Source organism: Massilia putida, from assembly GCF_001941825.1.
Taxonomy (GTDB): Bacteria; Pseudomonadota; Gammaproteobacteria; order Burkholderiales; family Burkholderiaceae_D; genus Telluria; species Telluria putida.
Genome location: NZ_CP019038.1, coordinates 6,141,832 through 6,166,873 on the forward strand (window position 1 = coordinate 6,141,832; position 25,042 = coordinate 6,166,873).

At 67.5% G+C, this 25,042-nt stretch carries 18 protein-coding genes and 2 tRNA genes; 12 read left to right on the top strand and 8 right to left on the bottom strand.

The annotated features are described in order from the left end of the window. Positions 1 to 4 precede the first annotated feature (4 nt). Together BVG12_RS29590 and BVG12_RS29595 are read left to right on the top strand one after the other, a co-directional pair. Entirely contained in the window at positions 5 to 1,606 is a 1,602-nt protein-coding gene (locus BVG12_RS29590; protein ID WP_075795530.1) for a methyl-accepting chemotaxis protein, read from the top strand. Continuing rightward, on the top strand, positions 1,603 to 2,838 hold the full coding sequence (locus BVG12_RS29595; protein ID WP_075795531.1) for an EAL domain-containing response regulator: 1,236 nt from the start codon (positions 1,603 to 1,605) through the stop codon (positions 2,836 to 2,838). The genes BVG12_RS29590 and BVG12_RS29595 overlap by 4 nt, the downstream gene beginning before the upstream one ends. Here the strand turns inward: BVG12_RS29595 and BVG12_RS29600 are convergent. Both BVG12_RS29600 and BVG12_RS29605 read right to left on the bottom strand, forming a co-directional pair. After that, positions 2,835 to 3,737: a bestrophin family protein gene (locus tag BVG12_RS29600; RefSeq protein WP_075795532.1), complete on the bottom strand. Its 903-nt coding sequence runs from the start codon at positions 3,735 to 3,737 to the stop codon at positions 2,835 to 2,837. The two genes, BVG12_RS29595 and BVG12_RS29600, sit on opposite strands and share 4 nt — an antisense overlap. Further along, positions 3,734 to 6,043, bottom strand: a complete 2,310-nt coding sequence (locus tag BVG12_RS29605) for an FdhF/YdeP family oxidoreductase (RefSeq protein ID WP_075795533.1) — start codon at positions 6,041 to 6,043, stop codon at positions 3,734 to 3,736. Before BVG12_RS29605 ends, BVG12_RS29600 begins: the two co-directional genes overlap by 4 nt. 135 nt (positions 6,044 to 6,178) lie before the next feature. Here BVG12_RS29605 and BVG12_RS29610 point away from each other — a divergent pair, with 135 nt between their 5' ends. Then, entirely contained in the window at positions 6,179 to 7,591 is a 1,413-nt protein-coding gene (locus tag BVG12_RS29610; RefSeq protein ID WP_075795534.1) for an aminotransferase-like domain-containing protein, read from the top strand. Here BVG12_RS29610 and BVG12_RS29615 read toward each other — a convergent pair whose 3' ends face one another. Then, positions 7,592 to 8,728 (bottom strand): GNAT family N-acetyltransferase, encoded by a 1,137-nt coding sequence (locus BVG12_RS29615; RefSeq protein WP_075795535.1) that lies wholly within the window; start codon positions 8,726 to 8,728, stop codon positions 7,592 to 7,594. Between the two features lie 54 nt (positions 8,729 to 8,782). Here BVG12_RS29615 and BVG12_RS29620 point away from each other — a divergent pair, with 54 nt between their 5' ends. Together BVG12_RS29620 and BVG12_RS29625 are read left to right on the top strand one after the other, a co-directional pair. Further along, complete coding sequence (locus tag BVG12_RS29620) at positions 8,783 to 10,846, top strand: NAD(+) synthase (protein ID WP_075795536.1); 2,064 nt, start codon at positions 8,783 to 8,785, stop codon at positions 10,844 to 10,846. A gap of 44 nt (positions 10,847 to 10,890) precedes the next feature. Continuing rightward, on the top strand, positions 10,891 to 11,229 hold the full coding sequence (locus BVG12_RS29625) for a P-II family nitrogen regulator (protein ID WP_075795537.1): 339 nt from the start codon (positions 10,891 to 10,893) through the stop codon (positions 11,227 to 11,229). A 72-nt stretch (positions 11,230 to 11,301) separates the two neighbouring features. On the opposite strand, the gene BVG12_RS29630 is transcribed toward BVG12_RS29625, so the two are convergent. From BVG12_RS29630 to trxB, 4 genes are all read right to left on the bottom strand, one after another. After that, positions 11,302 to 11,907, bottom strand: coding sequence for a trimeric intracellular cation channel family protein (locus BVG12_RS29630; RefSeq protein ID WP_075795538.1), 606 nt, complete (start codon positions 11,905 to 11,907; stop codon positions 11,302 to 11,304). A 16-nt stretch (positions 11,908 to 11,923) separates the two neighbouring features. Beyond that, positions 11,924 to 14,116 (bottom strand): ATP-binding protein, encoded by a 2,193-nt coding sequence (locus BVG12_RS29635; RefSeq protein WP_075795539.1) that lies wholly within the window; start codon positions 14,114 to 14,116, stop codon positions 11,924 to 11,926. 125 nt (positions 14,117 to 14,241) lie between these two features. Further along, on the bottom strand, positions 14,242 to 14,907 hold the full coding sequence (locus BVG12_RS29640; protein WP_307189094.1) for a Smr/MutS family protein: 666 nt from the start codon (positions 14,905 to 14,907) through the stop codon (positions 14,242 to 14,244). Between the two features lie 77 nt (positions 14,908 to 14,984). After that, positions 14,985 to 15,938 (bottom strand): thioredoxin-disulfide reductase, encoded by a 954-nt coding sequence (trxB, locus tag BVG12_RS29645; protein WP_075795541.1) that lies wholly within the window; start codon positions 15,936 to 15,938, stop codon positions 14,985 to 14,987. Positions 15,939 to 16,124: 186 nt separating this feature from the next. Here trxB and BVG12_RS29650 point away from each other — a divergent pair, with 186 nt between their 5' ends. The 3 genes from BVG12_RS29650 (at position 16,125) to BVG12_RS29660 (ending at position 20,799) form a co-directional block, all read left to right on the top strand. After that, the gene (locus BVG12_RS29650; RefSeq protein ID WP_075795542.1) at positions 16,125 to 18,779 is read left to right on the top strand and encodes a DNA translocase FtsK; all 2,655 of its coding nucleotides are present in this window, start codon (positions 16,125 to 16,127) and stop codon (positions 18,777 to 18,779) included. Positions 18,780 to 18,781: 2 nt separating this feature from the next. Next, positions 18,782 to 19,399, top strand: coding sequence for an outer membrane lipoprotein chaperone LolA (gene lolA / locus BVG12_RS29655; protein WP_156895766.1), 618 nt, complete (start codon positions 18,782 to 18,784; stop codon positions 19,397 to 19,399). Positions 19,400 to 19,479: 80 nt separating this feature from the next. Next, positions 19,480 to 20,799, top strand: a complete 1,320-nt coding sequence (locus tag BVG12_RS29660; protein WP_075796644.1) for a replication-associated recombination protein A — start codon at positions 19,480 to 19,482, stop codon at positions 20,797 to 20,799. On the opposite strand, the gene BVG12_RS29665 is transcribed toward BVG12_RS29660, so the two are convergent. After that, positions 20,800 to 21,342 carry a DUF421 domain-containing protein gene (locus tag BVG12_RS29665; protein ID WP_075795544.1) on the bottom strand — a complete coding sequence of 181 codons (543 nt, stop codon included), beginning with the start codon at positions 21,340 to 21,342 and terminating at the stop codon, positions 20,800 to 20,802. Positions 21,343 to 21,461: 119 nt separating this feature from the next. Between BVG12_RS29665 and serS the strand changes: the two genes are divergently transcribed. The 4 genes from serS to BVG12_RS29685 all read left to right on the top strand — a co-directional run bounded on the left by serS (position 21,462) and on the right by BVG12_RS29685 (position 24,805). After that, positions 21,462 to 22,757, top strand: a complete 1,296-nt coding sequence (gene serS / locus BVG12_RS29670) for a serine--tRNA ligase (RefSeq protein ID WP_075795545.1) — start codon at positions 21,462 to 21,464, stop codon at positions 22,755 to 22,757. A gap of 68 nt (positions 22,758 to 22,825) precedes the next feature. Continuing rightward, positions 22,826 to 22,915, top strand: a tRNA-Ser gene (locus tag BVG12_RS29675). Positions 22,916 to 23,342: 427 nt separating this feature from the next. After that, positions 23,343 to 24,650: a glycoside hydrolase family 5 protein gene (locus tag BVG12_RS29680; protein WP_218921035.1), complete on the top strand. Its 1,308-nt coding sequence runs from the start codon at positions 23,343 to 23,345 to the stop codon at positions 24,648 to 24,650. A gap of 65 nt (positions 24,651 to 24,715) precedes the next feature. After that, a tRNA-Ser gene (locus tag BVG12_RS29685) sits at positions 24,716 to 24,805 on the top strand. Positions 24,806 to 25,042: the final 237 nt, after the last annotated feature.

The window sequence follows — 25,042 nt, forward strand, 5'->3', positions numbered from 1 at the left end:
ACCCATGACTACCTCGCGTTTCAAGGTCGCGACGCTGCTTGGCGCGGGCTTCGGCATCGCCTGCGCGTTCATCGCCGCCACCATCCTGCTCGGCCTGGGCGAACAGGCCACGCTCAATCGCATCACGGCCGGCATCGCCGACGAACGCTGGCCGTCCGCCGAACTGGCGACCGATGTGCACGTGCGCGTCACCGACATCGCGGTCGCGCTGCGCAATGCCCTGCTGAGCGGCGATGCCGCAGTGCGGCGCGCCCAGACCGACGAGATCGCGCAGCAGCGCCGCGCGATCGATGCCGACCTGGCGCAGCTGCAGCGGCATGGGGGCGCCGGGCTGGAGCGCATCCGCGCGGCCCTCGACGCCTACACGGTCGGGCAGGACCAGCTGCTGGCGCTCGTGCGCGCGGGACGCCAGGCCGAGGCCGTCGCGTACCTGAACAGCGACGTCAAGCCGATGCTGCAGGCCTGCCGCACGGCGCTGGCCGAGCGTACCGGCCACGAAGCGGACCTGATGAACGCGGCCCGCGCCGACGCCGCGCGCGCCTATGCCTCGACGCGCACGAATATGCTGGTCCTGGGCGCGCTGGCGCTGGCCGGCGCCGGCGCCGCGGCCGTGCTGGTGATCCGGCGCCTGCGCCGTGACCTCGGCGGCGAGCCCGACGCGGCCGCGCGGACGGCGGCGCGCATCGCCGATGGCGACCTGACCGGCGCCATTGCACTGCGTCCGGGCGACGTCGGCAGCATGCTGGCCGAGATGGAGCATATGCGCATCCGGCTCGGCCGCCTCGTCGGCCAGGTCCGGCGCGACGGCGACCAGATCGCGGCCGCCTCCGCGCAGATCGCGGCCGGCAACCAGGACCTGTCGGCGCGCACGGAGCGGCAGGCGGCGGGCCTGGAGGAGACGGCCGCCGCCATGGAGCAGCTGCACGCGACGGTCGAACGCAACCGCGACCACGCCGGCCTGGCCGACGACCTCGCGCGCCAGGCCGTGCAGGCGGCGCAGCGCGGCGGCGCCGCCGTCGGCGTGATCAACGAACGGATGGACGGCATCGTGGCCGCCGCGCGGCGCATGGCGGACATCATCGGCTTGATCGACGGGATCGCGTTCCAGACCAATATCCTGGCCCTCAACGCGGCCGTCGAGGCGGCACGCGCGGGCGACGCGGGGCGCGGCTTCGCCGTCGTCGCGGCTGAGGTGCGCCAGCTGGCGCAACGCTCGGCCGCCGCTGCAGGCCAGATCGGCGAATTGATCTCGTCCGCCGCCGCGCAGGCGCATGCCGGTGCCGTGCTCGTACGCGAGACCGGCGCCGCCATGGACGACATCGTCGCGGGCGCCGCCAGGGTCGAGGAGATCATGCGCCAGATCCGCACGTCGAGCGCCGAACAGCATGCCGGCATCGCCGCCTGCAGCCGGGCCGTCGTCGCGATGGAACAGGACACGCAGCAGAACGCCGCCCTGGTCGAACAAGTGGCCGCGGCGGCAGCCGCGCTGCGCGAACAGGCCGACCGGCTGGCGCGCGCGGTCAGCCGATTCCGCGTCGACGACGGCGCAGTGCGCACCGCCGCGCCGGCCCGCCTGCCGCGCCTTGTCGCGGAGGTGGATGCATGAGCGGACGCGAGAACGGGACGGTTCTATCGAAGCGCGGCGGCATCGCGCACGCGCTCGTCGTCGCCGGCCACGGCGGCGCCGGTGCCCATCTGCGGACCTTGCTCCACCGGCTGGACGTGCCCGTCGTCGACGCGGCGTCCGGCGCCCGTGCCGCCCTCGACCTGCTCGCGACGCTCTCTGCCGCGCCCGACATCGTGCTGATCGATGCCGGCGCGGCGGACATGGACATCGCCGACCTGTTGCGGGCGCTGACGCGCACCGGACGCGCGCCGCGCGTGCTGGCGTGGGGCGTCGCCTGCGCGCGCATCCGCGACACGGCCATGCTGCTGGCGGGCGCGCTAGGCCTGTGCGCCGTCGTCGCCTCCGAGCCGCCCTGTGACGCGGAGGCGCTGTGCGCCGCGTTCGATGCCCTGGCATGCCCGCCAGCGTGCTTCGCACCGGCGCGCGCGCCCACGGCCGTACCCGCCATTGGCGCCGACGAGATCCTCGCCGGCCTCGATACGGGCGAGTTCCGCCTGCATTACCAACCCAAGCTGGCGCTGGCCGATGGAAGCCTGAGCGGGGCCGAGGCGCTCGTGCGCTGGCAGCACCCGCGCCACGGCCTGCTGGCGCCGCACGCGTTCATCGGCCGGGCCGAAGACGCCGGCCTGGCCGAACCGTTGACGCTCGCCGTCCTGCGGGCGGCGCTGGCCGACATCCCGCGCCTGCAGGCTGGTGGGCGCCATGTGCCGGTGTCCGTCAACCTGTCGCCGCGCGCGCTGGCGGATGCGCGCATGGCCGGGCGCATTGCCGACACGGTGCGCCGCGCCCGCGTGCCGCCCGCGCTGGTCGCGTTCGAAATCACGGAATACACGGAGATCGCCGATCTCGCCACGGCGCTGCACATCCTTCTGAAACTGCGCCTGCAGGGCCATCACTTGTCGCTGGACGACTACGGCGCGGGCCACGGCTCGATCCTGCAGCTGTCGCGCATCCCGTTCAGCGAATTGAAGATCGACATGCGCCTCGTGCAGGGTGCCTGGATGCGGCCCCACCTCGACCCGTTGCTGCGCCAGGCCGTGGCGGCGGCGCGGGCGCTGGGCATCGCGACGGTGGCCGAAGGCATCGAGACGGACGCCGACTGGGCCTGCATGCGCGACGCCGGCGTCGATCAGGGCCAGGGTTACCTGATCGCCCGCCCGATGCCGGCGCCGGCGCTGGCCGCGTGGCGGCCGTGCCGCGCGCCGCGCTAGCGCAGCAGGAAATCGGGACCGGGTACCGCCTCGCAAGGCAGCGGACGGCCCGCCAGTTCCATGACCGACCGTTCGATCGTCACGCAGATGGCATCCAGCGCCAGCGCGTTGGGCGCGGTGCCGAACGGCTCGCCGATCTCCTGCGCGATGGCTTCCAGCGCGAACAGCGTGTAGGCGACGAGCACCGCGATGGGCGGCGTCGCCGCGCCGATGTTGTGCACGAGGCCGAACGGCAGCAGGAAGCAGTAGGCATAGATGGTCCGGTGCAGCAGCACGCCGTACGGATACGGGATCGGCGTGCCGGCGATGCGCTCGCAGCCGCCCACGGCTTCCGACAGCTTGTCGATCTGGGCCTCGAGCATCCACAGCACGTGGCGGTCCGGCACCGCGCGTTGCGCCATCCGCCGCAAGCCGTCGAGCAGCGCGACGGGGCGATAGGCGCGCGCCGCCAGCGCAGTGGCGTCACAGGGCGGCAGCAGGCGCGCGAGGTCGGCGTGCGGATCGGTGCCGCGCAGCTGGTGGCGCAGCAGGTGGGCGAACGCGGCGAGGCGCAGCGTGACGCCGGCGCGGTCGATCGCGCCGGCCGGGACGTACGCATGCACCTGCGACGCGAGGTTGCGTGCGGCGATCAGCACGCCGCCCCACAGCTGGCGCGCTTCGAGATAGCGCTGGTAGCTGGCATTGTTGCGGAACGCGAGGAAGATGGCGAGGCTGATGCCGAGCAGGGAGAACGGCGCGGTGTCGAGGGGGACGCGTTCGCCGAACACGCTGCCGTGCCCCAGCAGCGCGGCCACGGCGACGACGAGGATCAGCGCCAGCTGGGGCAGGATCGCGGGCAGCACCGACCCGTGCCAGACGAACAGCATGCGCGCCCAGTTGGCGGGCGGGCGGACGATCATTGCGCGCGCGCCGGATGCAGCAGGACGGGAATCGACTTCGACGTCGGCGTGCCCGCGCCGACGGCCACGCTGGCCAGCGGCACGAGCGGATTCGTTTCCGGATAATACGCGCCGACGCAGCCGCGCGGGATGTCGTATTCGACGAGCAGGAAGCCGTCCGCGCGGCGCTCCACGCCGTCGTCCCACACGCTGGTGATGTCGACCCGGTCTCCCGCCTTCAGGCCGAGCATCGCCAGGTCGTCGCGGTGGATGAAGACGACGCGGCGCATGCCGAACACGCCGCGGTAGCGGTCGTCCAGGCCGTAGACGGTGGTGTTGTACTGGTCGTGCGAACGGGTCGTCATCATGGTCAGCAGGCGCTCGCCGTGGAGGGCGCGGGCGCGGTGCACGGCCGTATCGCGGTCGATCGCGTTGACGACGAACTGGGCGCGTGCGCTGGCCGTCTCCCACGCGCGCTCGCGCGACGCCACGCGCAGGTGGAAGCCGCCGGGCCGCGCCACCCGCGCGTTGTAGTCGTAAAAATCGTCGAACACCTTCTCGATGTCGTCGCGGATCAGCGCATAGTTCGCCGCGCGCGCGAGCCAGTCAACCTTGCCGCTGCCCAGCGTGGCGTGGGCCATGCGCGCGACGATGGCGACCTCGGACAGCAGGTTGGGCGAGGCGGGGCGGTTGATGCCGTACGAGATGTGCACCATGCTCATCGAGTCTTCCACCGTCACGCCTTGCGCCACGCCGTTCTGCAGGTCGATCTCGGTGCGGCCCAGCGTCGGCAGGATCAGCGCGTCGCGGCCGTGCACGAGGTGGCTGCGGTTCAGCTTCGTCGACACCTGCACCGTCAGCGCGCAGCGGCGCAGGCCGGCCCATGTCTGCGGCGTGTCGGGCGTGGCGGCGGCGAAGTTGCCGCCCAGGCCGATGAACACGTCGACCCGGCCGTCCACCATCGCCTGGATCGTGGCCACGACGTCGAGCCCGTGGTGGCGCGGCGGGGCGAAATCGAACACCTGGCCCAGGCGGTCGAGGAAGGCCGGCGTCGGGCGCTCCTCGATGCCGACCGTGCGGTCGCCCTGCACGTTGGAGTGGCCGCGCACGGGGCACAGGCCGGCGCCGGGGCGGCCGATATTCCCGCGCATCATCATCAGATTCGACAGCATCTGGACGGCCGCCACCGACTGCTTGTGCTGGGTGAGGCCCATGCCCCAGCAGGCGATCACGCGTTCCGCGTTCGCGTACAGCTGGGCGAGGCGCTCGACGTCCGCGTATCCGACGCCGGATTCCTCCAGCAGCATGGTCCAGTCCTCGGCGCGCAGGTCGGCCGCGAACGCGTCGAAGCCGGTCGTGTGGGCGGCGATGAACGCCGTGTCGAGCACGCGCGGGGTATCCATGACGACGGCCGCGTCGTCCAGTTCCAGCACGCGCTTGGCCACGGCCTTGATGAGCGCGAGGTCGCCGCCGAGGCGCGGCTGCACGAACATGGAGCTGATGCGCGTGCTGCCGTTCGTCAGCATCTCGGCCGGGCTTTGCGGGTCCTGGAAGCGTTCCAGGCCGCGTTCCTTGAGGGGGTTGATCGAGACGATGGCGGCGCCGCGGTGCGCGCATTCGCGCAACAGGCCCATCATGCGCGGGTGGTTCGTGGCCGGGTTCTGGCCGAAGATGAGGATGGCGTCGGCCTCGTCGAAATCGTCCAGCGTGACCGTGCCCTTGCCGATGCCGACCGTGCCGGGCAGGCCGCGGCTCGTCGCCTCGTGGCACATGTTCGAGCAGTCGGGGAAGTTGTTGGTGCCGACCATCCGCACGAACAGCTGGTACAGGAACGCGGCCTCGTTGCTGGCGCGGCCCGACGTGTAGAACGCGGCGCGGTCCGGATCGTCCAGCGCGTGCAGGTGGCGCGCGATCAGGGCGAACGCGTCGTCCCACGCGATGGGGACGTATTTGTCGCTGGCGCGGTCGTACACCATCGGGTCGGTCAGGCGGCCGTGCTGTTCCAGCTCGTAGTCGCTCTGGCGCATGAGTTCCGTCACCGTGTGCCGCGCGAAGAAGTCGGGGCGCACGCGCTTGCTCGTCGCTTCCGCCGCCACGGCCTTGACGCCGTTCTCGCAGAATTCGAACGTCGACGTATGGACGCGGTCCGGCCACGCGCAGCCCGGGCAGTCGAAGCCGTCGGGCTGGTTCTGCGCCAGCAGCGTGCCCACGCTGCGGCCGCCCACGCGCTCGCGGAACAGGTTCAATGCCACGTATTTGAGGGCGCCCCAGCCGCCGGCCGGGTTGGGGTAGGGGGCGATGCGGCCCCCGTTGTCGTTGTCGGCCATGATGCATTCTCCTTTCGCAATGGCGACAGTGTCATGGCTGAGCGGTCCGGCGTGCGGGTACAGTTGCGCGGTCGGAAAAGGAGTACAGTTGGCTGGCCGCATCGCCAACTGTACTGCTGCGCTATACTGGATCGCATGAAGCTCTACGAGTCCCTTGCCGCCGAAGTCGAAGGGCAGGTCGCGCGCGGCGTGCTGCTGGAAGGCGAGAAGCTGCCGTCCGTGCGCCAGGCCAGCCAGCACCGCAAGCTGAGCATCAGCACGGTCCTGCGCGCGTATTCTCTGCTGGAGAGCAAGGGCGTCATCGAGAGCCGTCCGCAGTCCGGCTATTTCGTGCGCGCCCGGCCGCGCCTGGCGCGCCGTCCCGCGACGCCGGCGCCCGCGCTGATCCTGTCGTCCGAGGTGGACGTCAGCCGTCTCGTGCTGTCCACCTTGCGCACGATCCGCAGCCAGGGCGCGGTGCCGCTCGGGTCGCCGTATCCCGATCCCGCGCCTTTTCCCGCCGCGCGCATCAGCCAGTACGCCAACGCCATCGCGCGGCGGCGCCACTGGAGCGTGATGGACGACCTGCCGCCGGGGAATCCGCACCTGATCCGCCAGATCGCGCGCCGCCACATGGAACATGGGCTGGCCGTGGATCCGTCCGAGATCATCGTGACGGTCGGCGCCACCGAGGCGATCAACCTGTGCCTGCAGGCGGTGGCGCGGCCGGGCGACACGGTCGCCGTCGAATCGCCGACGTTCTACGCGATGCTGCACGCGATCGAACGCATGGGCATGCGCGCGCTCGAGGTGCCGACCGACCCGCGCGACGGCATCGACGTGGCCGCGCTGCGCGGCATCCTGACCCGCCAGCGCGTGGCGGCCGTGATGGTGATGCCGAACTTCCAGAATCCGCTCGGTTTCTGCATGCCTGACGTGCGCAAGCGCGAGCTCGTGGCGCTGCTGGCGGACTACGATATCCCGGCCATCGAGAACTGCGTGTACGACGAACTGTATTACGGCGACAGTCATCCGAGCCCGCTCAAGACCTGGGACACGCATGGCCTCGTGCTGCACTGTTCGTCGTTTTCGAAAAGCCTCACGTCGAACTATCGCATCGGCTGGGCGCTGGCGGGACGCTATGCCGCGCAGGTGGAAAAGCTGAAATTCCTGAACACCCTCAGCACGCCGTCGCTGCCGCAACTGGCCATCGCCGACTACCTGCAGAACGACGGCTACGACCGCCACCTGCGCCAGGTGCGCAAGGGCTATACGCAGCGGGCGCGCATGATGGCGGCCGCCGTGCTGCGCTTCTTCCCGGCCGGCACCCGCGTCTCCGAGCCGCAGGGCGGTTATGTGCTGTGGGTCGAGCTGGCGGGGGGCGTCGACGCCATGCGGCTGTACACGCGCGCCCTCGACCACGGGATCACGGTCGGCCCCGGCCACATGTTTTCCGCGCGCGGCAGCTGGGTCAACTGCATCCGGCTCAACTACAGCTATCCGTGGACGGCGGAGACGGAGGAGGCGCTGCGGACGCTGGGCCGGCTCGTCGCGGCGCTGGGCGCTTGACTACCGGCGGAACGGGTTGCGGTCATTGAGCTCATCGATGTAATCGTCGATGCCGCCCGCCTCGCGTTCCAGGAACCGTTCTACGGCATCCGCGAAGGAGGGATGCGCGAGCCAGTGCGCCGACCAGGTCCGCGTCGGCAGGAAGCCGCGTGCCATCTTGTGCTCGCCCTGCGCGCCGCCCTCGAACACCTGGATGCCTTGCTCGATGCAGAATTCCAGCGGCTGGTAGTACGCCGTCTCGAAGTGCAGGCAGGGCACGTGTTCCAGCGCACCCCAGTAGCGGCCGTACAAGGTGGTCGCGTCGTGCACGACGAGGGACGCCGCGATCGGGTGGCCGTCCCGTTCCGCGACCACGAGCAGCAGGTTGTCCGGCATCGTCTTGCCGATGCGGCGGAAGAAGTCCAGGTTCAAATAGGGCTTGGAGAAGTGCTCGGCATAGGTGTTGCGGTAGCAGCGCGTGAAGAAGCGCCACGCTTCGTCGGTGATGTCCGGCCCGCGCACGCGCCGCAACGTCACGCCGGCCTCGCGCACCTTGCGGCGCTCGGCGCGGATGTTCTTGCGCTTCTTTTGTTCGAGGGTCGCGAGGAAGTCGTCGAAGGTCGCATAGCCCGCGTTCATCCAGTGGAACTGCACGCCGCTGCGCAGCAGGAAGCCGGCGTCCGCGAGCTGTTTGGCCTGATCGTCCGGCGGGAACAGCACATGCGTGGACGACACATCGCTCGCTTTCTGTGTGGCGACCAGCACGTCGACGAGCGCCGCCCGCGCCCGCGCGTCGCGCGCGAGCAGGCGCGGGCCGCTGACGGGCGTGAACGGGATCGCGGACAGCAGCTTCGGATAATAGTCGAGTCCATGCTCCTGGTAGGCGTTGGCCCACGCCCAGTCGAACACGTACTCGCCGTACGAATGGCCTTTCACGTACAGGGGCAGGGCGGCCGCCAGCTGCTCATCAGAGTCGTACAGCGCGATGTATTGCGGCTGCCAGCCGGTTTCGGGCGTCGCGCTGCCGGATTCGTGCAGGGCGTGCAGGAACGCGAAGGACAGGAACGGGTTCGGTTCCTGCTGCAGGGCGACGAGGGCGTCCCACTCGGCCTGCCCGATCTCGGACAGAGAAGAAACGATATGCGTGCGATAATTCAAGATGACTTCCGCGAGTTGACTTCCGTGATTGCGATGACTCAGCTGTAACGACCTATGGACAAGCGATTCTTCAACCTGTATTCCCACGATTTCGCGCGCGTGGCCGTCGCCAGCCCGCGCTGCCGCGTCGCCGACCCGGCCTTCAATGCGCAGGAAACGATCCGCCTCGCACGTGAAGCTGCCGATGCGGGCGCCGTGCTGGCAGCCTTCCCCGAACTGGGGCTGTCGGCCTACACCTGCGACGACCTGTTCCACCAGCGCGCGCTGCTCGACGCCGTGCTGGACGCGCTGGCCGACGTGGTCGCGGCATCAAGCACGCTGCCGCTGGCGCTCGTCGTCGGCGCGCCGCTGCGCGTCAACCACGTGCTGTTCAACTGCGCCGTCGTCGTCGCGGGCGGCCGCATCCTGGGCGTGGTCCCGAAAAGCTACCTGCCCAATTATGGCGAATTTTATGAAAGTCGGCAGTTCAGCGCGGCGGACAACGCGGCCGTCGACCGGATTACGCTGCTGGGCCAGGACGTGCCGTTCGGTCCGGAACAGATCTTCGCGCTGGAAAGCCAGCCGCTGTTCCGCTTCCACGTCGAGATCTGCGAAGACGTGTGGGTGCCGATCCCGCCATCGTCGTACGCCGCGCTGGCCGGCGCGACGGTGCTGGTGAACCTGTCGGCGTCGAACGTTGTCGTCGGCAAGAGCGGCTATCGCCACCAGCTCGTGTCGCAGCAGTCGGCGCGTTGCCTGGCCGCGTACCTGTACACCTCGGCCGGACGGGGCGAATCGACGACGGACATGGCGTGGGACGGCCAGTCGCTGATCTACGAAAAGGGCGACCTGCTGGCGGAGTCCGAGCGTTTCCTGGGCGATTCGCACATCATCTTCGGCGATGTCGACCTGGAACGCCTGTCCGTCGACCGTATGCACACGACGACGTTCGCGCAATCCGTGCGCCGCCACGCGCACGAGGTGGAAAAATTCCGCGTGCAGGCGTTCGCCGTGCCGCTGCCGCTCGACCGGGACCTGCCGCTGGCGCGCCTCGTCGAACGCTTTCCTTACGTGCCGGCCGACGGCCGGCGCCGCGATGCGCGCTGCACCGAGGTCTACAACATCCAGGTGCAGGCGCTCGTGCAGCGGCTGCAGTCGTCCGGACACCAGAAGGTCGTCATCGGCATTTCCGGCGGCCTCGATTCGACGCACGCGCTGCTCGTCTGCGCCAAGGCGATGGACAAGCTGAAGCTGCCGCGCACGAACATCCTCGCGTACACGATGCCGGGCTTCGCCACCAGCGAACGGACCTTGCGCCAGGCGCGCGAACTGATGCGCGTCGTCGGCTGCACGGCGCACGAGATCGACATCCGCCCCAGCTGCATCCAGATGCTGAAGGACCTCGGCCACCCGTACGCGGAAGGCGCGGAGCAGTACGACGTCACGTTCGAGAACGTGCAGGCGGGCGAGCGCACGAGCCACTTGTTCCGTCTCGCGAACCACCACCACGCGATCGTGATCGGCACGGGCGATTTGTCCGAGCTGGCGCTGGGCTGGTGCACGTATGGCGTGGGCGACCACATGTCGCACTACAACGTCAACGCGAGCGTGCCCAAGACGCTCATTTCCCACCTCGTGCGCTGGGTCGCGGATACGAAGCAGATTGGAGAAACAGGTTCCGACGTCCTGATCCACGTGCTGGAAACGGAGATCTCGCCGGAACTCGTGCCCGGCAAGCAGGGAACCGGAAAGGAAGAGGGCAAGCCGGCGCAGGTGACGGAAGATTTCATCGGCCCGTACGAACTGCAGGATTTTAATTTGTACTACACGATCCGCTACGGCTTCGGTCCGGCCAAGGTCGCCTTCTTGTCGTGGAGCGCGTGGCGGGACAGAGCGAACGGTCCGTGGCCGGAAGGCGGCAGCCCCGCGCGCAACCAGTACGACCTCGCCGCGATCAAGAAAAACCTGGGCATCTTCCTGTGGCGCTTCTTCAAGACGAGCCAGTTCAAGCGCTCGTGCGTGCCGAACGGGCCGAAGGTCGGCAACGGCGGCTCGCTGTCCCCGCGCGGCGACTGGCGCGCGCCGAGCGATTCGGAAGCGACCGTGTGGATGAACCAGCTGGCGAGGATTCCGGATTGACCGGGCGTCATGCGATAATCCCGGGAAATTGTTAGGAGATGACTATGAAACAGATTACCTGCGTGATCAAGCCGTTCAAGCTGGACGAAGTGCGCGAAGCGCTGGCCGAAGTGAACGTCACCGGCCTGACCGTCACGGAAGTGAAGGGCTTCGGCCGCCAGAAGGGCCACACGGAACTGTACCGCGGCGCCGAATACGTGGTCGACTTCCTGCCCAAGGTGAAGATCGAAGTGGTGGTCGACGACTCCCTGACCGAGCAGGTGGTCGACGCCATCATCAAGGCCGCGCGCACGGGCAAGATCGGCGACGGCAAGATCTTCGTGCAGGACGTGGAGCAGGTGATCCGTATCCGTACGGGCGAGACGGGGCCGGACGCGGTTTGATCGTCGTCCTCGCGAACGCGGAATACTGCCACCGGCACTATTCCCGCCTGCGCGGGAACGACGGGTTTGGGTTTACCTCCCCAGCCTCAGATCGAACTTCCACGTCACCAGCCGGAACACCACGATGAACATCGCGCTGGACCACAGCGCGAAATCGTGCGGGAAGCCGTTCATCCCCAGCAGCAGGAACATCCAGTTGCCGACGAACGCGCAGATGGCGTAGGGCTTGCCGTCCCTGAACACCATCGGCACCTCGTTGCAGACGATGTCGCGCATCACGCCGCCGAAGATCCCCGTGATCACGCCCATCATCGACGCGATGAACAGCGGCATGTGCGCGTCCAGCGCGGACGACACGCCGGCGACGGAAAACAGGCCCAGGCCGACGGCATCGGCGATGACGATCAGCCGTTCCGACACGATCTGGCGCAGCGTCCGGATCAGCGGCGTCGCGACGAGGGCCAGCACGAAGATCAGGATCGCGTACTCCTGATGGATCACCCAGAACAGCGGCCGTTTATCCAGCAGGATGTCGCGCAGCGTGCCGCCGCCGAACGCGGCGATGAACGCGACCGTGAACACGCCCACCACATCCATGCGCTTGCGCCGGGCCTCGATGAAACCGGAGAACGCACCCACCAGGATCGCGACGATTTCGATGACGGTGATGAGGTGCATGCGCGACCGCAGGGCGTCAGGACGCCTGGCGCGGCGCCAGCGGCAGGCGCACGGAGAACACGACGTTGCCGTTCTCGTGGCGGTAGGCGATCTCGCCTTTGTGCTCGCGCACGATCTGCTGCGCGATGTACAGCCCGAGGCCCATGCCCGTGCGGTTGCGCGGATTGTTCAGCGAGCCGCGCTTGAACGGATTGAACAGCGTGGCTTCCGTTTCCGGCGCGATCGGGCTGCCCGCGTTCGCCACGTCCAGCACGGCCTGGCCGTCCTGCGGGGCGAGCCGGATGACGATGGGGTGGTTCGGTTCGCCGTGCTGGCGCGCGTTCGACAGCAGGTTCGAGATCACCTGGCCCAGGCGGCCGCTGTCCGCCAGCACGAACGCCGGCCCGGTCGCGTGCACGTCGTAGACGATGGTCGGGTAGGCGAGGCGCGCTTCCTCGACCATGTCGCAGGCGAGCGCCGCGAGGTCGACCGGCTGCAGGTCGATGCCGAGGGAGAGGCCGCGGTCGATGCGGCTCATGTCCAGCACCTGGCCGATCATGCGCTGCATGCGGTTGCTGGACGACTGGATGCGCTTGCCCAGCGTGCCCTTGTTGCTGCCGCCGTCCGTCCGCTCCAGCACCATGCCGGCCATATTGATCGAGTTGAGCGGGTCGCGCAGGTCGTGGCCCAGCATCGCGAGCAGCTGGGCGCGCGTCGCTTCCGTCTGGGCGCGGCGCGCGTTCGACACGCGCGTGAGTTCCCCGAGCATCATGCGCGCATGCGTGAGGATGCCGTCTTCCCACGGGTGGGCGCGGCCGCGTACGGTTTCATGCCAGGCGTCGAACGAACCGCGTGGCGTCAGGCGCTCGCCCATCGGGCCGGACATGCTCTTGTCCGGCTTGCCGCCCCACGCCACTTCCTCGACCTGTTCCGTGCGCAGCAGCACGCACCAGCCGTCGGTGGGCGGGTCGAACGGGAGGCCGAGCAGGCCCGCCCATTTGCCGAGCAGGGGCCGGACCGCGTCCGGCCATTCCTTCACGCAGCCGTAGGTGAGGATGTCGTTCGCGTCGGCGGGCAGCGCGGCGGCGACGGCTTCGCCCAATGCGCGGTCGATGCCGCGGCACACGACGCGGCCGTACTGGCCGACGATCAGCGCCTGCGCGTGCGCCGACTCCAGCAGCCCGTCGCCGTGCTGCACGAGGGCCTCGAGCGGGTCTTCTTCCAGCAGCAGCGATTCCACGAGGCTCGTGCGCACTTGCGCCGCGTGTTCCACGAGTGCCGCGTCCTCGCGCGCTTCGATACCTTGCACGGTCGACGCGATCACCTGGGCCAGCACGTCGGCCGCCATCCGCACGGAGTAGGGCACGCGCTTGGGTGTCATGTGGTGACACGCGATCAGGCCCCAGAGCCGGTCGCCGACGACGATCGACACGCTCATCGATGCGGCGACGCCCATGTTCTGCAGGTATTCGACGTGGATCGGCGACACGCTGCGCAGCACGGCGAAGCTCATGTCCAGCGGCTCGCTATCGGGCGCGCCTTCGCGCGCCGCCCCCAGCAGCGACACGGGCCGGTAGCCGACGTCGGCGATCATGCGCAGCGTGTTCAGCACGTACAGGCGGCGCGCCTGCGGCGGGATGTCGCCGGCCGGATAGCGCTGGCCGAGATAGGGAACGAGGTCGTCGCGGCGGGCCTCGGCGGCGATGTCGCCCGAGTCGTCGCTGCGGAAGCGGTAGGCCATCACGCGGTCGAAGCCCGTGAATTCGCGTACCTGGCGTACGGCCGTCTCCAGCAGGCCGTCGACGGTGCGCTGGCGGCGCAGGCGGTCGATCGACGAATGCGCCTTGATCGCGAACTGGGCGACTTCGTCCATGCCGACGTCGCGCACTTCGAATTCGACGAGGATGCGGTGCACGTGCGCGTGCACGACGCAGTCGTAGTCGCGCCCATCGATCGTCACCGCGGCGACCATGGCCGGCCCCTCGCCAGCAATCATCGTCGCGCTGCATTCCTGGATCAGTTCCGTGACGGCGTCCGGCAGGCCGAGCGCGCCGAACGGCTGTCCGAGCGCGGGTTCGCGGCCCGTGACGGCGGCGATGTTGGCGCTCCAGCCTTCGACGAGGCCGGCGTCCGACAGGAAGATGAGTGCGCCATGCGGCTGGATCGAGCCGGGGATGTGGATCGGTTCGTCCGCACAGTTCTGCAGATCGACCCGCCGCGGCGCTGCCATCGGTACTGGCGTACTGGACTCCACGCATTCATCCTTATGCTGGCGGCACCACGTCGGTGCTACGGAGCCAACATCTTACCCGTTTCGTCAAACCGTTGCGATTTTTGACAACGAAACGGGACTGCTCAGTCTTCGAGCGCGGGACGCAGCAGGACGATCAGCGCGCCGTTGCCGCCGTCGGCCCGGTTCGCGACGCAGAAGGCGACCACTTCGCGCGTCTGCACGAGCCAGCTGTGGACCATGCCGCGCAGGACGGGTTCGCCGCCGGCCGAGCCATAGCCCACGCCGTGGATGATGCGCACGCAGCGGATGCCGCGCTTGTTGGATTTGCGCAGATACGTGTCGACGTGGCGCCGCGCCTCGTCGCGCGTGAGGCCGTGCAGGTCCAGCTCGTCCTCGACGGGCCAGTGGCGCTTGCGCAGTTTTTTCACGACGTCGGGACCGACGCCGGGTGCCGACCAGCTGAGGGAGGGATCTTCGTCGAGCAGGCCGTCGACGTCGAACTGGTCGGACAGCATCGACTCGCGCAGCACGGCGGCCGTTTCTTCTTCCTGCGTGCGCGGACGCGTCGGCAGCGGCTGGCCACGCGTTTCGAACTCGTGCATCGGCCGCCACACGTAGCGGTCCGATTCGGGCATCTTGACGACGTCCTTCACGGCCGAGCCGAATTCGACGGCGTTCTCGCGCGCGATCCGCTCGCGCTTCTCGCGCTCGGCCTTTTCGATGGCGCGCTGCCTTTCGTCTTCCTTGAGCTTGTCGCGCAAGGATTTCAATTCCGAAAATTGTTTCATAATTGCTATCGCAATTTACTTCGCCTGCCTGCCCCCGGCAAGCAGGCGTTCCCGCCATCGAACTACCTGCAAAAAAATTATTCCAGGGCTTCCAGGTAGCGCTGGGCATCCAGCGCGGCCATGCAGCCCGAGCCCGACGAGGTGATCGCCTGGCGGTACACGTGGTCCTGCACGTCGCCGGCCGCGAACACGCCCGGGACGCTGGTCGCGGTGGCCATGCCTTCGCTGCCGCCGCGGGTCTTGATGTAGCCGTTGTGCATGTCCAGCTGGCCTTCGAAGATGCCCGTGTTCGGCTTGTGGCCGATCGCCACGAACAGGCCGTGGACCTTCAGTTCCTTGGTCGCGCCGCCGTCCGTCGATTTCAGCCGCAGGCCGGTCACGCCGCTCTGGTCGCCCTGGACCTCGTCCAGCGTCTGGTTCAGCTCCAGCACGATCTTGCCCTCGGCGACCTTGCCCATCAGGCGGTCGACGAGGATCGGCTCGGCGCGGAACTTGTCGCGGCGGTGGATCAGCGTGACCTTCGTCGCGATGTTCGACAGGTACAGCGCTTCCTCGACCGCGGTGTTGCCGCCGCCGATCACCGCGACTTCCTGGTTGCGGTAGAAGAACCCGTCGCACGTCGCGCAGGCCGACACGCCTTTGCCCATGAATTCCTGCTCGCTGGGCAGGCCGAGGTATTGGGCCGAGGCGCCGGTGGCGATGATCAGGGCGTCGCAGGTGAATTCGTGCGAATCGCCAATGAGGCGGATCGGCTTTTCATCCAGGTGCGTCGTGTGGATGTGGTCGAACACGATTTCCGTATTGAAGCGCTCGGCATGCTGCAGCAGGCGCTGCATCAGTTCCGGACCCTGGACGCCCAGCGGGTCGCCCGGCCAGTTCTCGACGTCCGTCGTCGTCATCAGCTGACCACCCTGCTCGACACCGGTCACCAGCATCGGACTGAGGTTGGCGCGCGCGGCGTAGACGGCGGCGCTATAACCGGCGGGACCGGAACCGAGGATCAGGACTTTGGCGTGTTTGCGAGTGGTCATGTTGAGTCTTCTATCGGATGATGCCCGGAAAGTGGGGCCGGGCAGTGCGGGAATCAAGAGGCGTTGGAGCCGGGATTATAGTCGATGATGCACACGAGCATGAATCGTGGGGCCTGCGCGGCAATATATCGCTTAGAATGGTCATCTTTGGGGCATTGTTACCCGGCAGTACCGTTTCAAACCGCAATGAGCAAGAATAGTCCATCGACGAGCACGACCTATACTCACAAGCCGAGGCCACCGCGCCAGCCGCTGCCGAACCGGCTCGTGCGCCTGTTGTCGGAGGCGCGCTGGCTGGTCACGGCCGTCGCGCTGTTGTATTTCGTCCTCATTTTGCTCAGTTATAACCGGGCCGATCCGGGCTTCTCGCACGAGAACGTCGTTCCCCACATCGCCAACCTGGGCGGCCGCGCCGGCGCCTGGCTGGCCGATCTATTACTGTTCATCTTCGGCTTTTCCGCCTGGTGGTTGTGCGTCTGCTTCACGCGCGCCGTGTGGCAAGGCTACCGGCGCTTGCATTCGCGGTTCATCGTCCAGGAGGCGCAGCAGGAGCCCGAGCACCAGGGCGAGACACTGGTCCGCTGGATCGGCTTCGTGCTGATGTTCGCGGGCAGCGTCGGCCTCGAATACCTGCGCATGTGGTCATTGAAGGTCGAGCTGCCGCGCGCGGCCGGCGGCGTGCTGGGCCAGCTGATCGGCCATGCCGCCCACAACGCGTTCGGCTTCACGGGCGCGACCCTGCTCCTGCTGCTGCTGTTCGGCCTCGGCTTCTCCTGGTACTTCCAGGTGTCGTGGCTGGCCGTGGCCGAGCGCATCGGCGAGACCGTCGAGACGACGTGGGACTGGTTCCGCCTGCGCTACGAAGACCGCGAAGACCGCCGCTACGGCGAAGTGGCGGCGCACAAGCGCGACGAGGTCGTCGTGCACGAGCGCGCCAAGTACGTGGAAAAACATGCCGGTTCGCCCGTGCGGATCGAGACCCCGCGCTACGACGAGGACGAGCCGCAGGAAGAGGCGCCGCCTGCCGCGCCGGGTTTCCTGGCCAAGATGAAGGCCAAGGTCAAGGCGCGCGGCGAAGCGAAGCTGGCCCGGGCCAAGGCGGAGCCGCGGATCGATGGCGGCGCTGCGCCGGCCGCGCCGATGGCGCCGGAGCCGTCGTTCGACGAACCGCGCGACGAACACGAGCCTGCGCTCGTGCCCACGCCGCGCGCGCCCGCGAAGCCGGCCGCGCCGCCGGCGTCGGCGGCCGCACCGAATCCGTCGCCGATCAAGATCGAACCGCCGATGACCACCGTGCCGCGCTCCGAGCGCGCCGAAAAGGAACGCCAGTCGCACCTGTTCGAAGTCCACGGCGACAGCACGCTGCCGCCGCTGGCGCTGCTGGACGACGCGCCGCCCGCGCAGGAATCCGTCGCCATCGAGACCCTGGAATTCACCAGCCGCCTGATCGAAAAGAAGCTGTCCGACTTCGGCGTCGAGGCGAAGGTCGTGGCCGCGTATCCGGGCCCGGTCGTCACCCGCTACGAGATCGAACCGGCGACGGGCGTGAAGGGCAGCCAGATCGTCAACCTGGCGCGCGACCTGGCGCGTTCGCTGTCGCTGACGTCGATCCGCGTGGTCGAGACGATCCCCGGCAAGAACTACATGGCGCTGGAACTGCCGAACCCGAAGCGCCAGATCGTGCGCCTGACCGAGATCCTCGGCTCGAAAGTCTATGGCGACAGCGCGTCCAGCCTGACGGTCGCGCTGGGCAAGGACATCGCCGGCAAGCCGGTCGTCGCCGACCTCGCGAAGATGCCGCACCTGCTGGTGGCGGGTACGACGGGTTCCGGTAAATCCGTTGGCATCAACGCGACCATCCTGTCGCTGCTGTACAAGGCCGATCCGGCCGACGTGCGCCTGATCCTGATCGACCCGAAAATGCTCGAAATGTCGGTGTACGAAGGCATCCCGCACCTGCTGGCGCCCGTCGTCACCGACATGCGCCAGGCCGGCCACGCGCTGAACTGGGCCGTGAACGAGATGGAGCGCCGTTATAAGCTGATGTCGAAGCTGGGCGTGCGCAACCTGGCCGGCTACAACGGCAAGATCGCGGAAGCCGCGAAGCGCGAGGAACACATCCCGAACCCGTTCTCGCTGACGCCGGACGCGCCGGAGCCGCTGGATAAACTGCCGACGATCGTCATCATCATCGACGAGCTGGCCGACCTGATGATGGTGGTCGGCAAGAAGGTCGAGGAACTGATCGCCCGTATCGCCCAGAAGGCGCGCGCGGCCGGCATCCACCTGATTCTCGCGACGCAGCGTCCGTCCGTGGACGTCATCACGGGCCTGATCAAGGCGAACATCCCGACGCGTATCGCGTTCCAGGTGTCGTCCAAGATCGACTCGCGCACCATCCTCGACCAGATGGGCGCCGAGACGCTGCTGGGCATGGGCGACATGCTGTACATGCCGCCGGGGACCGGCCTGCCGATCCGTGTGCACGGCGCGTTCGTCTCGGACGACGAAGTGCATCGAGTTGTAAAACATCTCCAGTCGACGGGCGAACCGAATTACATTGAGGGTATCCTCGAAGGCGGCGTGGCGGAAGACGGCGGCGGCGCCGACGGCGTGCCGGCGGGCGAAGGCGGCGGCGAGTCCGACGCGATGTACGACCAGGCCGTGGCCGTGGTGCTGAAGAACCGGCGGGCGTCGATCTCGCTCGTGCAGCGCCACCTGCGCATCGGCTACAACCGCGCCGCGCGCCTGCTCGAGCAGATGGAGCAGAGCGGCATCGTGTCGCCGATGCAGTCGAACGGCAACCGGGACATCCTGGTGCCTGCAACGAACGCGGAATGACAATGGTAAAATTGAAAAACATACTGATCGCCACCACCCTGCTGGTCGCGGGCGCGGCCCACGCCAGCGCGCTGGATCAATTCAAATCCTTCGTCGCCGGCACCAAGTCCGCTCGCGGCGAATTCACGCAGACGCAGGTCATGAAATCGGGCAAGCCGGGCAAGACCTCCAGCGGCACCTTCGTGTTTTCCCGCCCCGGCAAGTTCATTTGGACGTACCAGAAGCCGTACGAACAACTGCTGCAGGCCGACGGCGAAACCTTGTACTTGTACGACAAGGACCTGAACCAGGTCACGACGCGCAAGCTGGGCGGTGCGCTGGGCAGCTCGCCGGCCGCGATCCTGTTCGGCAGCAACGACCTGGAAAAGAATTTCACGCTGTCCGAAGCGGGTACGCACGACGGCCTGGAATGGCTGCACGCGACGCCGAAATCCAAGGATACGACGTTCGAGCAGATCGGCATCGGCCTGAAGGATGGCATGCCGCAGGCGATGGAACTGAAGGACAACTTCGGCCAGACCGTGCTGCTGAAATTCACGAGTTTCCAGCGCAACCCGGCGCTCGGCGCGCAGGCGTTCAAGTTCGACGTGCCGAAGGGTGCGGAAGTCGTCAATCAGTAAGCCACTTGCGCTTTCGACGCAAAGGCCATACATAGGCAAGATGAACAATAACAACGCCTTGCGCGCCATGGGAGATGCCCGTGGATGACCTTTTCAAGACCGAACCCGCCGCCCCGCTCGCCGAAGCGCTGCGGCCGAAGACGATCGCCGAGGTGATCGGCCAGAGCCACCTGCTGGGCGAGGGCAAGCCCCTGAACCTCGTGTTCAAGTCGGGCCGGCCCCATTCGATGATCCTGTGGGGCCCGCCGGGCGTCGGCAAGACGACGTTGGCGCGGCTGACGGCGAACGCGTTCGACTGCGAATTCATCGCGCTGTCCGCGGTGTTGTCGGGCGTGAAGGACATCCGCGCCGCCGTCGAACAGGCCGAGCACTATCTCGCGGGCGGCCACCACACGATCCTGTTCATCGACGAGATCCACAGGTTCAATAAATCGCAGCAGGACGCGCTGCTGCCGTTCGTGGAGTCCGGCCTCGTCACCCTGATCGGGGCGACGACGGAAAACCCGTCGTTCGAAGTCAACTCGGCACTGCTGTCGCGCTCGCAGGTGTACGTGCTGAAGGCGCTCACCGACGACGAGATGCGCCAGCTGCTGGAGCGCGCCCGCGCGCAGGGCGGTTTGTCGCACCTGCGGTTCGACGATATCGCCGTGCAGACCTTGATCGGCTACGCGGACGGCGACGCCAGGCGCTTCCTGAACCTGCTGGAGCAGACGAAGACGTCGGCCGAGACGTCGAACACGACGCACATCACGCGCGAATTCGTCGAGAACGCGCTCACGCTGAACGCGCGCCGCTTCGACAAGGGCGGCGACAATTTTTACGACCAGATCTCGGCGCTGCACAAGTCCGTGCGCGGCTCGCATCCGGACGCCGCGCTGTACTGGCTGTGCCGCATGCTGGACGGCGGCGCCGACCCGAAATACCTGTCGCGCCGCATCGTGCGGATGGCGTGGGAAGACATCGGCATCGCCGACCCGCGCGCGATCCAGCTCGCGAACGACGCGGCCGAGACCTTCGAGCGTCTCGGCTCGCCGGAGGGCGAACTGGCGCTGGGCCAGGCGGTCGTCTACCTGGCCATCGCCGCCAAGAGCAATGCCGGCTACAACGCGTTCAATGCGGCGATGGCGTTCGTGCGCAAGGACAAATCGCGCGAAGTGCCCGTCCACCTGCGCAACGCGCCGACGAAGCTCATGAAGGAACTGGGCTACGGCCACGAATACCGTTACGCCCACGACGAGCCGCACGCGTACGCGGCCGGCGAGACCTACCTGCCGGACGGCATGCCCGAGCCGGGCTGGTACCAGCCGGTGCCGCGCGGGATCGAGGCCAAGATCGCGGAAAAGCTGGCCTGGCTGCGCAGCCTGGACGACGACGCCCGCGCCGCCGGCGCGCCGGACTGACTACAGCCCGCGCCGTGGCGGACCGCCCGTGCCGCGGTCGTCGGCAGTGCCACGTGGACTGCGCCGGCGCAGCACCGTCAACTGGCCGTCCGGCTCCAGCCACGCGCGCTTGACCTGGGCGATGTCGTCGACCTCGTGCTCGTGCAGCATCGCGCGCAATTCCTCGTCGCTGATCAATTCGCGGCGCAGCGCGGCGTCCTGCTTGATGCCGTCCTTGATGATGCAGATCGGCGGTGCCAGCGCGAAGCGGCGGAACCACGGGTAGCGGAAACTGAGCCAGTTCAGGGTGTAGTTCCAGCCGATGATGGTGCCGATGAGGGTAAAGCCGTCGACGATGGAAATGTAGTCGCCGGCCATGGCGTTCTGGGCGGCGTCGGCGATGATCACCAGCACGAGCAGGTCGGACAGCCCCAGCGCCCCGGCGTCGCGCCGCACGACGAAGCGGAACAGGCAGAACAGGAAGATGTACGTCAGGGTGCCGCGCACGACGAGTTCGAGCGGCGGCACGCTGAACGTGAACAGCGCTTCCCAGTCGACATCCATGTGGGCCTCCTCGGCATTGGACTGCCGTGCCGGCCAAAAGATCGGCACGCGACCGTGGTTTGCCGCCTGCGACTTGGTACAATTGCGCTTTCGATATCCCACCCTGCGACAATCCCGACATGATAGACATCCAACTCCTCCGCAAAGACATCGACAACGTCGCCGCGCGTCTCGCGAGCCGCAAGTTCCAGCTCGACGTCGCCGGATTCAACGCCCTCGAAGCCGAGCGCAAGGACATCCAGACGCGTACCGAGGAATTGCAGGGCAAGCGCAACTCGCTGTCCAAGCAGATCGGCATGCTGAAAGGCAAGGGCGAAGACACGAGCGCCGTGATGGCCGAAGTGGCCGGCATCGGCGACGAGCTGAAGGCCAACGAAACGGCGCTGGCCCAGGTGCAGGAGAAGCTGGCGCAGTTCATGGCCGCGATCCCGAACCTGCCGCACCCGTCCACGCCGGTGGGGCAGGACGAGTCGGGCAACGTCGAAGTGCGCAAGGTCGGCACGCCGCGCGCCTTCGATTTCGAAGTGAAGGACCACGTCGACATCGGCGGCCCGCTGGGCCTCGATTTCGACACCGCGACCAAGCTGACGGGCTCGCGCTTCGCCGTGATGAAAGGCGGCATCGCCCGCCTGCACCGCGCGCTGGCCCAGTACATGCTGGACACGCACACGGGCCAGCACGGCTACACGGAGTGCTACACGCCGTACATGGTGAACGCGGATTCGCTGCGCGGCACGGGCCAGCTGCCGAAGTTCGAGGAAGACCTGTTCGCCGTGAAAAAGGGCGGCGCGGAAGGCGAGGGCGAAAACTTCTACCTGATCCCGACGTCGGAAGTGTCGCTGACGAACATGGTGCGCGACGAGATCGTGGCGGCCGAATCGCTGCCGATCAAGATCACGGCGCACACCCCGTGCTTCCGCTCGGAGGCGGGCAGCTACGGCCGCGACACCCGCGGCATGATCCGGCAGCACCAGTTCGACAAGGTCGAGCTCGTGCAGATCGCGCACCCGGAACAGTCGTACGACGCACTGGAAGAGATGGTCGGCCAGGCCGAGACGATCCTGAAAAACCTGGGCCTGCCATACCGCGTGATGCAACTGTGCACGGGCGATATGGGCTTTTCCGCCGCAAAAACCTACGACCTGGAAGTGTGGCTGCCGGCACAGAACACGTACCGCGAGATCTCGTCGCTGTCGAACTGCGAAGATTTCCAGGCCCGCCGCATGCAGGCCCGCTTCCGCAACGCCAAGGGCAAGCCGGAACTGCTGCACACGCTGAACGGCTCCGGCCTGGCCGTGGGCCGCACCTTGGTGGCCGTGCTGGAGAACTACCAGCAGGCGGACGGCAGCGTCGTCGTGCCGGAAGTGCTGCGTCCTTACATGGGCGGGGTGGACCGGCTGGCACCGGCTGCTTGAGCAAATAGGTCTTCCGTTTTCGACGGAGGCCGTCTATAATGCGGCCTCACGCGAAACGACCGCGACACGGAGAGGTGGCAGAGTGGTCGAATGTACCTGACTCGAAATCAGGCGTACGGGTGACCGTACCGTGGGTTCGAATCCCACCCTCTCCGCCAAAACAAACAAGGCCCCATCGGGGCCTTTTTTGTTTTGGCGGAGAGGAGGAGGGCGCCTGCGCGCCCTCCGGGTGGGATTCGAAGGGCTGGCCTTGCAAGGCCAGCCCTCTCCGAATCGCCCATTAAGGCCCCATCGGGGCCTTTTTGCTTTTTTGTTTTGGCGGAGAGAGCAGGGCGCCTGCGCGCCCTCCGGGTGGGATTCGAAAGGCTGGCCTTGCAAGGCCAGCCTTTCGAATCGCCCATTCGCCGTCCGCAGCGCGGACGGCCCAGCGCGCCGAGGGTGCGCGCTGCAAAGCCGGCCTGGCTGACACAGGCGCCAGCGATCCTTCAACAATCTGCACGCTGATAACAATTCGCTGCTTGGAAGTATCCGTCAGGCACATAGTCTTTCTATTCTGTAGGTTTATTCGAAATACAGAGGAGACCCATGAAAGCCCTGACCATGCTGTGCGCCCCGTTGCTCGCGACATTGCTCGCGGCATGCGGCGGCAGCGGCGGCGGTGTCGCGCCGTCCGCCGCGGCACCGATTGCAGCCACGCAGCCGCCTGCATCGACTCCCGCACCCGCACCCGCACCCGCACCCGCACCCGCACCCGCACCCGCACCGGCCCCGAGCCCCTACCCGAGCTACAACACGAGTCCCCTCCCGGCCGACATGACGGGCATGTCGCACAACGCCCAGCAGATCGCGGCCTCGATCCGCATCGGCTTCAACATCGGTAACACGATGGAGGCGACCGGCGGCGAAACGGCGTGGGGCAATCCGCTGATCTCGAACGCGCTGATCCAGGCCGTCAAGAACGCCGGCTTCAATGCGATCCGCTTGCCCGTGGCGTGGGACCAGTATGCGGACCAGAAGACGGGGCAAATCAGCGCCGCCTGGCTCAACCGCGTGAAGCAGGTGGTCCAGTACTGCGTGGACAACGACATGGTCGTCCTCGTCAACATCCACTGGGACGGCGGCTGGCTGGAAAAGAACGTCACGCCCGACAAGAAGGATGCCGTGAATGCCAAGCAAAAGGCGTACTGGGAACAGATCGCGACGGCGCTGCGCGATTTCGACGAGCACGTGATGTTCGCCAGCGCCAACGAACCGGACACGAAGGACGCGACGGGCGTCGCGGTCCTGATGAGCTATCACCAGACGTTCGTCGACGCCGTGCGCTCCACCGGCGGCAGGAACGCTTACCGGGTGCTGGTCGTGCAGGGGCCCCAGACCAACATCGACCTGACGGTCAAGTTGATGCCCACGCTGCCGGCCGACAAGGTGGCGGGCCGGCTGATGGCCGAGATCCACTTCTACGACCCGTACAATTTCGCGCTGATGGCAAAAGACGAAAGCTGGGGCAACCAGGCGTATTACTGGGGCGCGGGCAATCACTCGACGACGGACACGGCCCACAACCCGACGTGGGGCGAGGAAGACTACGTCGATGCGCAATTCGCCAGCCTGAAACAGCAATTCGTCGACAAGGGCATCCCCGTCGTGCTCGGCGAATTCGCCGCCATGCGCCGTACGAACCTGACCGGCGACGCCCTGGCGCTGCACCTCAGATCGCGCAATTATTACCACACGTACGTCGTCAAGAAGGCCGTGGCGAACGGCGTGCCGCCGTTCTTCTGGGACATCGGCGCGCCGGACGACCAGTCGGGCAGCATCTTCGACCGCAGGACGACGCTCGTGCGGGGGCAGCAGACGCTGGATGCGCTGATGGCGGGCCTGACAGCGAAATAAACGGGTGCTTGCGATTCTCTTACCCAACGTCTATAATTCGGCCTCACGCGAAACGACCGCGACACGGAGAGGTGGCAGAGTGGTCGAATGTACCTGACTCGAAATCAGGCGTACGGGTGACCGTACCGTGGGTTCGAATCCCACCCTCTCCGCCAGAACAAACAAGGCCCCACCGGGGCCTTTTTTGTTTTGGCGGAGAGCGCAGGGCGCCTGCGCGCCCTGCGCGGTGGGATTCGAAGGGCTGGCCTTGCAAGGCCAGCCCGCTCCGAATCGCCCATCTGCCGTCCGCAAGGCGGACGGCCCCGCACGCCGCGGGCGCGCGCTGCAAAGCCAACCGACACGCAGCAGTATCGGCATCGCCCTTGCTACGCATGGCCGATCCGCAGCACCGG

Coding starts and splice junctions, on each gene's coding strand:
- BVG12_RS29600 (WP_075795532.1), bottom strand. CDS start 3,737: ATGATCGTCCGCCCGCCCGCCAACTGGGCGCGCATGCTGTTCGTCTGG.
- serS (WP_075795545.1), top strand. CDS start 21,462: ATGATAGACATCCAACTCCTCCGCAAAGACATCGACAACGTCGCCGCG.
- BVG12_RS29650 (WP_075795542.1), top strand. CDS start 16,125: ATGAGCAAGAATAGTCCATCGACGAGCACGACCTATACTCACAAGCCG.
- lolA (WP_156895766.1), top strand. CDS start 18,782: ATGGTAAAATTGAAAAACATACTGATCGCCACCACCCTGCTGGTCGCG.
- BVG12_RS29630 (WP_075795538.1), bottom strand. CDS start 11,907: ATGCACCTCATCACCGTCATCGAAATCGTCGCGATCCTGGTGGGTGCG.
- BVG12_RS29640 (WP_307189094.1), bottom strand. CDS start 14,907: ATGAAACAATTTTCGGAATTGAAATCCTTGCGCGACAAGCTCAAGGAA.
- BVG12_RS29625 (WP_075795537.1), top strand. CDS start 10,891: ATGAAACAGATTACCTGCGTGATCAAGCCGTTCAAGCTGGACGAAGTG.
- BVG12_RS29610 (WP_075795534.1), top strand. CDS start 6,179: ATGAAGCTCTACGAGTCCCTTGCCGCCGAAGTCGAAGGGCAGGTCGCG.
- BVG12_RS29680 (WP_218921035.1), top strand. CDS start 23,343: ATGAAAGCCCTGACCATGCTGTGCGCCCCGTTGCTCGCGACATTGCTC.
- BVG12_RS29635 (WP_075795539.1), bottom strand. CDS start 14,116: ATGGCAGCGCCGCGGCGGGTCGATCTGCAGAACTGTGCGGACGAACCG.
- BVG12_RS29595 (WP_075795531.1), top strand. CDS start 1,603: ATGAGCGGACGCGAGAACGGGACGGTTCTATCGAAGCGCGGCGGCATC.
- BVG12_RS29590 (WP_075795530.1), top strand. CDS start 5: ATGACTACCTCGCGTTTCAAGGTCGCGACGCTGCTTGGCGCGGGCTTC.
- trxB (WP_075795541.1), bottom strand. CDS start 15,938: ATGACCACTCGCAAACACGCCAAAGTCCTGATCCTCGGTTCCGGTCCC.
- BVG12_RS29665 (WP_075795544.1), bottom strand. CDS start 21,342: ATGGATGTCGACTGGGAAGCGCTGTTCACGTTCAGCGTGCCGCCGCTC.
- BVG12_RS29620 (WP_075795536.1), top strand. CDS start 8,783: ATGGACAAGCGATTCTTCAACCTGTATTCCCACGATTTCGCGCGCGTG.
- BVG12_RS29605 (WP_075795533.1), bottom strand. CDS start 6,043: ATGGCCGACAACGACAACGGGGGCCGCATCGCCCCCTACCCCAACCCG.